9 protein-coding genes are annotated in these 7,733 nt (G+C 65.8%); 1 reads left to right on the top strand and 8 read right to left on the bottom strand.

The genetic code is table 11. The features are described from left to right. A partial coding sequence (locus OEX18_15205) for a hypothetical protein (GenBank protein ID MDH4338616.1) occupies positions 1–315 on the top strand: 315 nt, incomplete at its 5' end. 63 nt (positions 316–378) lie between these two features. Here the strand turns inward: OEX18_15205 and OEX18_15200 are convergent. From OEX18_15200 to OEX18_15165, 8 genes are all read right to left on the bottom strand, one after another. Beyond that, positions 379–855 (bottom strand): hypothetical protein, encoded by a 477-nt coding sequence (locus OEX18_15200; GenBank protein ID MDH4338615.1) that lies wholly within the window; start codon positions 853–855, stop codon positions 379–381. A gap of 126 nt (positions 856–981) precedes the next feature. Next, a complete protein-coding gene (locus OEX18_15195; protein MDH4338614.1) occupies positions 982–3,282 on the bottom strand; it encodes an arylsulfatase in 2,301 nt (766 codons plus the stop codon). Between the two features lie 105 nt (positions 3,283–3,387). Then, a complete protein-coding gene (locus OEX18_15190) occupies positions 3,388–4,215 on the bottom strand; it encodes an ankyrin repeat domain-containing protein (GenBank protein MDH4338613.1) in 828 nt (275 codons plus the stop codon). A 28-nt stretch (positions 4,216–4,243) separates the two neighbouring features. Next, complete coding sequence (locus tag OEX18_15185; GenBank protein MDH4338612.1) at positions 4,244–4,738, bottom strand: hypothetical protein; 495 nt, start codon at positions 4,736–4,738, stop codon at positions 4,244–4,246. Positions 4,739–4,808: 70 nt separating this feature from the next. Beyond that, on the bottom strand, positions 4,809–5,474 hold the full coding sequence (locus tag OEX18_15180; GenBank protein ID MDH4338611.1) for a GPP34 family phosphoprotein: 666 nt from the start codon (positions 5,472–5,474) through the stop codon (positions 4,809–4,811). An 87-nt stretch (positions 5,475–5,561) separates the two neighbouring features. Further along, complete coding sequence (locus OEX18_15175; protein ID MDH4338610.1) at positions 5,562–6,248, bottom strand: porin family protein; 687 nt, start codon at positions 6,246–6,248, stop codon at positions 5,562–5,564. A gap of 111 nt (positions 6,249–6,359) precedes the next feature. Continuing rightward, positions 6,360–6,968, bottom strand: a complete 609-nt coding sequence (locus OEX18_15170) for a hypothetical protein (protein ID MDH4338609.1) — start codon at positions 6,966–6,968, stop codon at positions 6,360–6,362. Then, positions 6,943–7,733: hypothetical protein (locus OEX18_15165; protein ID MDH4338608.1), on the bottom strand; the 791-nt coding region annotated here is incomplete at its 5' end. The genes OEX18_15165 and OEX18_15170, both read right to left, overlap by 26 nt.

Genomic DNA, 7,733 nt, shown 5'->3' with positions numbered 1-7,733 from the left:
CGCCACAGCACGGCGGCGCACAAGCGGGAGACGATTGCGTGGGCGAAGCGGCGGCAGGCGTCGATCGAAAAACTCGCGATTTTCCAGGTGTGGCGTAACTACATGAAGCGCCGGCGTGAGAAGGGGACCCGCGTCACCTCGGCGATGCTTGTGGGTGTGGCGAGCCGTCCGTGGCGGCTTCGTGATCTGCTGAAGGAGAGGTTGTTCTTTGAGAAGGCCAGGCTCTCGGAGCGATGGCAAGCGTACTATCGCCGGCACGTGGAGACCCGTGCGCTACGGGTCAATCGGGCGCACGAACTGACGTACGCGTTCTAAAGAGTGCCTCGGGCAGGACGGCGCGGCTACGCTCCGCGCAGGGACAATCTCCCGGCCACAACCCTAGGTGTTCCAGTGCTTCGAGGTCCCGGCGATGCTCCAGGCGCCGCCGTCCCATCTCACGCTGGCCAGGAAGCCGTCTGAGGCACCCACGCCAAAGCGCACCCGCTTCAGCGCCACCGTCGCCACCGTATCCGAGTCCCACTGGATGGGTTTGATCTCCACCAGAACCGCGTCGGCGGATATGGCGGTGTCGAACTGGGAAACCGGCCGCAGCGACACCGGCAGGTCCGTCATGCGTTCCAGGAACGCGTCGGGCGGGTCGACGGGATTGTCCTTCGATCCCCCGAACGAGACCAGCACCGTCTCACCCGCGGGTTCACCCGCCACCAGGTTGCGCACCAGCATCTCCTGGATGGCCAGTTCCGCGTCCGCACCACGGCCGCGGGGACCGTCCACGGTAACCGCATAGCGATGCGCACAGCCGACGGTTGCACCCACTACCGCTATCACAACGACGATGCAAGCGAGCTTCTTCATCGCACCCGACCTCCTACTCCTGTTTGATCCAGTCGAACGTCTCGGCCGACAGCTTCACCGACTTGGCCGGAATATCCAGCGTCGTATGGTTCGTTGACAACCGGGCCGTTCGCACGGTTCCCGGCGCTACTTCACCGCCACCGTCACCCTGGGAATGTGACCCGTGAACTTCGACTTCGCCTCTGAGCCGATGACTTCCACCACCGGTGTGGCCAGATCGATACCCACGTCCGCGGTTTCATCCGCGGAGAAGATGACCGCCTGCGTGTGCTCGATGCGACCCTCGGCGACCTTCTGGTCGTTGACGAAGAGCGTTCCCATGCCACCCTTGCCCTTGCCCCCGCCATCGTAGGCGAACTCAAAGCGGATGGTCGACTTGCCCTCGGCCAGCGGTGTCTTGGACATGACGGTAAAGCGGTCCAGTCCGAGGAAGTTGTAGTCGTAGCCCACCAGGCCGTCCTTGACGTACAGCGCCCAGCCGCCGAAGCGGCCGCCCTGCACGATGATGGCCCCGTTGCCACCGCCCGCAGGCACCACGACGTCCGCGGTGATGGTGACCGACTTGTTCTTCACGTCCAGGAACACGTTCTCGCTCATTCCCGTCATGCCCTCGGCGAGCGTGAGTGAGGTGCGTCCCTGCATCAGATCCGGGCGGCCCACGGCGGCCGCGTCGAAGCGCTCGAAGGTGCGATCGTCGATGGGCAGCACGTGGAACTTCGCGGCCTCGGTCATGAACAGCGCCTGCATCTCGGCCAGCTTCTGCGGGTTCTTGGCCGCGAGATCCTTGCTGAGGCTGAAGTCGGAGCGCACGTCGTAGAGCTCCCAGACGTCTTCCGCCAACGGGTGGCGCGGCGTGTACTCCCAGGGCGCCCGGTGCACCGTCCCGGCCAGCCAGCCGTCGTGGTAGATGGCGCGGTTTCCGAAGATCTCGAAGTACTGCGTGGTGTGCCGGTCCTTCGCCTTGGGATCCTCGAAGGTGTACGACATGCTGACACCCTCGATGGGCGCCTGGATGGTGCCGTTGACCACATTGGGCTCGGGCAAACCCGCCGCCTCGAGAATGGTGGGCGTCACATCGATGACGTGGTGGAACTGGCTGCGGATCTGTCCCTTGGCCTTGATGCCCCTGGGCCAGTGGACCACCATGCCGTTGCGGGTGCCGCCAAAACTCGACGCCACCTGTTTGGTCCACATGAAGGGCGCATCGAACGCCACCGCCCAGCCGGCCGCCATGTGCGGATAGGTCTCCGGACCGCCCCACTTGTCCATCACCTTGAGCAGGTCGGGCACGTTCTCCGCAACACCGTTGAAGTACGTCATCTCGTTGAAGAGTCCGTTCATTCCGCCTTCGGCGCTGGATCCGTTGTCGCCCACGATGTAGAAGATGAGCGTGTTGTCCAGCTGGCCGACGTCGTCGATGGCCCCGATGACGCGGCCGATTTCGTGGTCGGTCATTTCGAGGTAGGCGGCAAACACCTCCGCCTGATGCGCGAAGAGCTTCCTCTCGTCATCCGAGAGTGCCTTCCAGTCCTTGATGGCCTCGGGCTTTCCGGCAAGCTTGGTTCCCTTGGGAACCACGCCCAGCTTGATCTGCCGCGCCAGCGTCTCTTCGCGCACCTTGTCCCAGCCCTGGTCGAACTTGCCCTTCCACTTGGCGATCCACTCCTTCGGAACGTGGTGCGGTGCGTGCGTCGCGCCCGGCGCGTAGTACACCAGAAACGGCCTTCCGGGCGTGAGTGCCTGCTGATGCTTGACCCACGCCACCGTCTGGTCGGTCATGTCGGTCAGGAAGTGGTAGTTGGGATCGTCGGGCAGTTCCACCTGGTGGGTGCCGTCGTAGATGAACGGGGCCCACTGGTTGGTCTCACCGCCGATGAAGCCGTAGAACTTGTCGAAGCCCTGGTTGGTGGGCCAGCGGGCGAAGGGGCCCGACACGCTTACCTCCCAGGGCGCCGTCTCGTGCCACTTGCCGAACGCACCCGTGCTGTAGCCGTTGAGCTGCAGCATCTCGGACACGGTGGCCACGCTGTTGGGCAGCCGCCCGGTATTGCCGGGGAAGGCGGTGGCGGTCTCCATGATGGAGCCGGTTTCACCCTCGTGGTGATTGCGCCCGGTCTTGAGCGCCATGCGCGTGGGCGAGCACAGCGCGGTGGTGTGGAAGTTGTTGTAGCGAAGCCCGGCCTGGGCAAGGGCATCCAGCGTGGGCATGGGCACCGGGCCACCGAAGGTTCCCGGCGCACCGAAACCGACGTCGTCGATGAGGATGATGACCACGTTGGGCGCGCCCTCGGGTGCGGTCACCTGAAAGCGCGGCGGCGGCGTTGCGTTGCGCACGTCGAGTTCGGTGTAGACCGGTCGCTTGGGCTCCTTGATGGGAAGCACGGTCCGGTCCAACTCCTGCGCAGCCTGCTGCGCAAGAGTGGGCATGGCACACACCACCGTGAGCGCCACGCTCGTCATGATCATCCTGGCTCGATTCATTCGGCATCAACCCTTTCGTGTACTAGAAACTAACACCAAGTCCAGTCCCCGTTATCGCGGCTTCCGGAGCCACGCTTCCAGCGTCAGACGAACCCGCGGCGACGCGTCCTCCAGCATGCGGCGGATGTACTTCTCCTCCCCGGGCGGTTCGTCCGGATAGCGCAGGCTCGAGCCCGCGGCGAGGAGCATTTCGACCAGTTCCACGTAGGCGGCCTGGCGGCGGTCCGCGTCGCCGGAGTGCCGCGAGCCATGCACGGCCCAGTGCAGGGGGCTGGCCTGGTGGGTGGGCTCAAAGATATCCAGCGGGGCGGCCGCGTCTATAAGGAGGCGGGCGTTCTCCGGCTGACCGAACGACGCCGCCTGGTGCAGCGGTGTGCCCGTGTCCAGACCGGTGGCGGTGAGGCTGGCGCCGGCCTGGATGAGCAGTTCCACCGCGCGCACGTCGCCGCGCCCGGCCACGTCGGCGAACAGGCGATCCTCTTCCGGGTTGCCCGTGCGCGCCACGCGCGGGTTCGTGGCAAGGATCCGCTGCGCTTCCGCCAGCTGACCGCGGATGACCGCCACCGCAAAGCGGTCGGCTTCGTTGAGCGTGGTGTCGGCGCCGTGTGCCTCCAGCACCGCCACGATGTCGTCGAACCCGCGGCGAATGGCGTGCGCGTAGGCGGTCTTGCCCCCGGCGTTCTTCGCGTCCGCATCCGCGCCGTGCGACAACAGAATGGTGGTCGCCGCCACGCGGCGGCGGCGCGCGGCCACGTGCAGCGGCGTCTCGCCGTTGGAACCCGCGCGCTGGTCCGGGTCGGCCCCGGCGGCGAGCATGCGTTGCAGCACGCGATCACCGTCCGCGCCGTAGTCAAAATCGAGCAGTTCATGGAGCGTCATCTTCGCCCCCCAGGGTGCACATCTCTGTTCACTTGCCGGACTCCTCCACGATCTCGAACGGAACCGGTTCGGTGGCGAGCTGGTCCTCATAGCCGATGGCGTGCACGGTGAGCGTGTATTGCCCCGCGGGGATCACGTCGTCCTTGAACGGCCACGGCAGTTCGCACAAACGCCTGGTGGGCACGGTGATTGACGCGGTATAGAGCGTTCCGGCCAGAATGATGAACGTGGGCGCCTGTGCGCACATGATGCAGCGCGTGGAAAAGGTCACGCTGTCCGGCGTGGTGATGACCCAGGTGAACTGGCACCCGGTTCCGAAGTCGAGACGGTGCGGTGGCTGGCCGTGGTTGTTGATGGAGATCACGGCGGTGAGGTTCTCACCCGCGCTCACCTTCTGCCCCTGCAGCCTTACGTGCAACTCCGCAGACTTGCCGGTGTAGACGGCCTCGCTGGGATCACGCGCGGTGGAACACGACAGGCACGCAAGCAAGACGACGGCGCGAACCAGGCTGTGCATCGACACGATCACCTCCGTGGCGCGAATACTAACCCATGCGCGTGACATCCGGCCAGCACTGCGTCCGGCTCCCCCTTCAGCCCGTGGACCCGGCCATCACGGTCACCATCGCCGCGGTGCGGCACGCCTCGATGGCGTCCTTGGTGGCCTTTCCGGTGGGGTCTCCCTGGATGATCTGCTTGATGCGCTTCTTGTGGTCCTTTGCTTCCCGCTTGCCGATCGTCGCCCCCAGCACGCCCAGGCCATCGGCCAGCGCGATCAGCGTCACCGTGCGCGGGTCAACCCGGTCCGAAAGCACGGCGGCCCGCATTCGCTCCACCATCTCGCGCTCCGGCCGCGGATCGATCTCCGGATAGACCTTGCGCGTGAAAATGAACGCGATCTTGTTTTCGTCGGCACGCAGAATGCCCCGGCGGCACAACTGCCGCGCCGCCTTGTGACGGAGCTTCTTGATACCGGCCAGTCGCATCACCCAGGTCTGCAGGGCGGCGCGTCTCTTTGCCGATGCAATCCTGGCCAGTCCTTCGTCGACGATGGGGTCTCCGGTGGAGGTCCGGTCGCGCAGCTCGACGAACTTGTTCTTCTTGCTGTCGAGTGCGATGCGCCCGGCGAGCAGCAACTCGGCCAGGATGGCGCCGGCAACACCTTGTTCCAGGAAGGTCACGCCCACGGTGCCCTTCCGGTTGCTCAGCGCCAGCAGCATGATTTCTTCGTAGAGGGAAAGCTGTCCCAGTGTCGTCATGACTCACTCCCGCGCGGCCCCTGCGAGTCTACACCCCGGCGCCGGGGCTGTCGGCCCCGTTTCCGCACGTTTTTCGGCGGCGGCACACTAGCGTGCCGCGCCCAGCAGAATACCCAGACCCAGGGAGAACTCCGGACCGCTGTAGTTGGTGTGGCTGCCGATGGGTTGGTCGAAGTCGGATACGAAGGCATATCCCAGGGCGATCCCCGTCGAGAATCGTCCGCCGAAGAACACGTCCGCGCCGATCTGCGCCCGCAGGCCCACCGCCGTCTCAGAAACGGTCTCGCTTGTCACGGTGGTCCCCGCCGTGCTGTTGCTGGCGGACCCAATGTACGGGCCGGCCGCCAGCGACGCACAGGGCCGCAACGACGGACCAATGGCGAGCCCGCGCGGGTAGAACGACGCGCCAAACAGAACCGCGGTGACGCCCACCGCCTCCGATGTCACCCCGCCCGCGTCCACGGTGCTGCTCGCACCCGCATCCACGAAGCTCAGGTCGACTCCCACGCTCCATTCGGGATTCACCCAGTATTCGTAGCCAATGCTGAAGAACGGGCCGTCGTCGCGAACCTCCGAGCTGACGCTGCCGGTGGACAAGTTGCTTTCCACGGTGATGGAACTCAGCAGGCCGGCCCGCAGCCAGATGCCGTGGCGGCCGTCCAGGGGGAAGAGGGATCGTGTCGATTCAGGGTCACCCCCCGTGCCGGCCGCCAGGGGTGTGGCGGCGCCGGCCACGAGGAGCAGGATGAGGGTCGATCTCAGGCGGTGTTTCATAGCCGCTATGCCTTCCCGCGGCCGGGGTACGGTATGTCTACGGCGACGGGCACCGCCGGGTTCCCGTGCGCCAGAACCAAATGCCCGCGGCATCCAACGCCGCCATCGAGGTCAGGCGGCGAGAACCACCGCCGCCAGCACAATGCCCAGGTCCGCGAGGGCCTGCGATACCGTCGCGGGCAGCAGGCTCCCGCCGACGCGCGTGGTGCGCGCCCACATCCACGACGCCAGCCACAACACCCCGAAGCACAGCGCCAGCCACGGCGCGGTGAGCAACGACGCCAGCACCAGCAGATGATAGCCCGCGAAGGCGGCGTGTGCGAACCGCGTGCGCGCGCGCAGCGGTGTCCAGTGGATCTGTTCGAGCAGCGGGTGAACGAGCCCGAAGTACGGAACCATTATTAACAGATTCGCGCCGGTCAGGTGATAGCGCGCGAGCCACAACGCAAGATCGACACGCACAATGTGCGGCAGCACGATGTAGAGCGCGGGGCCGGCGAGGACCGCGAGCAGGACGAACGCCGTCGTCGGGGTAAAGTGGGGCTTCGAAAAATCGGGGCGGCTTCCCCACGCCCACCCGATGATCTGCGCGTGGTAGGCGAGAATGGCGAGCCACGCGTTCTCGAACAGGCACCAGAACACACCCACCGCGAGGTACGGGGCCGCGAGGCGCAGCGCGAGGCCCGGCGCGTGCCTATTGCGACGGGCTGCCGATGCCACGTTGAAGATCGACCATCGCCTGCTGGCTGACCTTGATCAATCCCTTCTGGGGCCGGTCGAGATCCACCACGAGCACGATGAGCGCTGCGAATGCCAGGGACAGGGGAAGCACCGCCACCAGCGCCCGCTTGCCGGTGAGGCCGGTCTGCGTGCCCATGGTCAGCATGGTGAGGGTGGAAATGGCGAACAGCGCAACCCAGATGGTGCGTGGAATCCGGCTATGGACCGCGGCGTTCACCCGCGTCTCGTGCATGTCGATCACCGCATTGGTCGCCTGGACCATCAGCGAGGTATTGGCACTGGGGGCGCCCAGCGCCGCCGCCGACACCTCGGCCCACAGGAGTTGGTGGATTTCGATCGAGCGCCGCAAGACGGCATTCAGGTCGGCGGCGCCACTTGCCGCCTGCAGGCGGATGTCGACGTACTCCCGCAGCAGGCTCTTGACCTCAGCCCCGTGCTGCGCGTCGATCAGATCCGAACGCAGGTACGCGGTGCCGATGGCGTTGGCCTCTTCGAGGACGTTGGTTCTCTTGAGATCGTAGCGGGAAGCAGCCATGTTGAAGGTCATGGCCAGAACGAACGCCAGCATGCCCAGCAGCCCCCCGACCATGGGACCCATGGACGCGGGGATCACCTCCGCGGTGCGGCGTTGCACCAGGCTGCCGAACTGATGGCCGATCTCGCAAGCAACCAGCATCAACAGAACGACGACCGCGTAGACCGCGGGAATGGGCATGGATTCCAGTAGACTGAGATTCATGGGTT

This window comes from Candidatus Krumholzibacteriia bacterium (assembly GCA_029865265.1).
Lineage (GTDB): Bacteria > Krumholzibacteriota > Krumholzibacteriia > WVZY01 > JAKEHA01 > JAKEHA01.
The sequence above is the reverse complement of the archived record's forward strand: the minus strand, read 5'-3'. Positions and strand labels throughout refer to the sequence as shown.

Excerpts from the sequence above, each read along its gene's own strand:
- OEX18_15200 (MDH4338615.1), bottom strand. The coding sequence starts at position 855 with ATGAAGAAGCTCGCTTGCATCGTCGTTGTGATAGCGGTAGTGGGTGCA.
- OEX18_15180 (MDH4338611.1), bottom strand. The coding sequence starts at position 5,474 with ATGACGACACTGGGACAGCTTTCCCTCTACGAAGAAATCATGCTGCTG.
- OEX18_15195 (MDH4338614.1), bottom strand. The coding sequence starts at position 3,282 with ATGCCCACTCTTGCGCAGCAGGCTGCGCAGGAGTTGGACCGGACCGTG.
- OEX18_15190 (MDH4338613.1), bottom strand. The coding sequence starts at position 4,215 with ATGACGCTCCATGAACTGCTCGATTTTGACTACGGCGCGGACGGTGAT.
- OEX18_15175 (MDH4338610.1), bottom strand. The coding sequence starts at position 6,248 with ATGAAACACCGCCTGAGATCGACCCTCATCCTGCTCCTCGTGGCCGGC.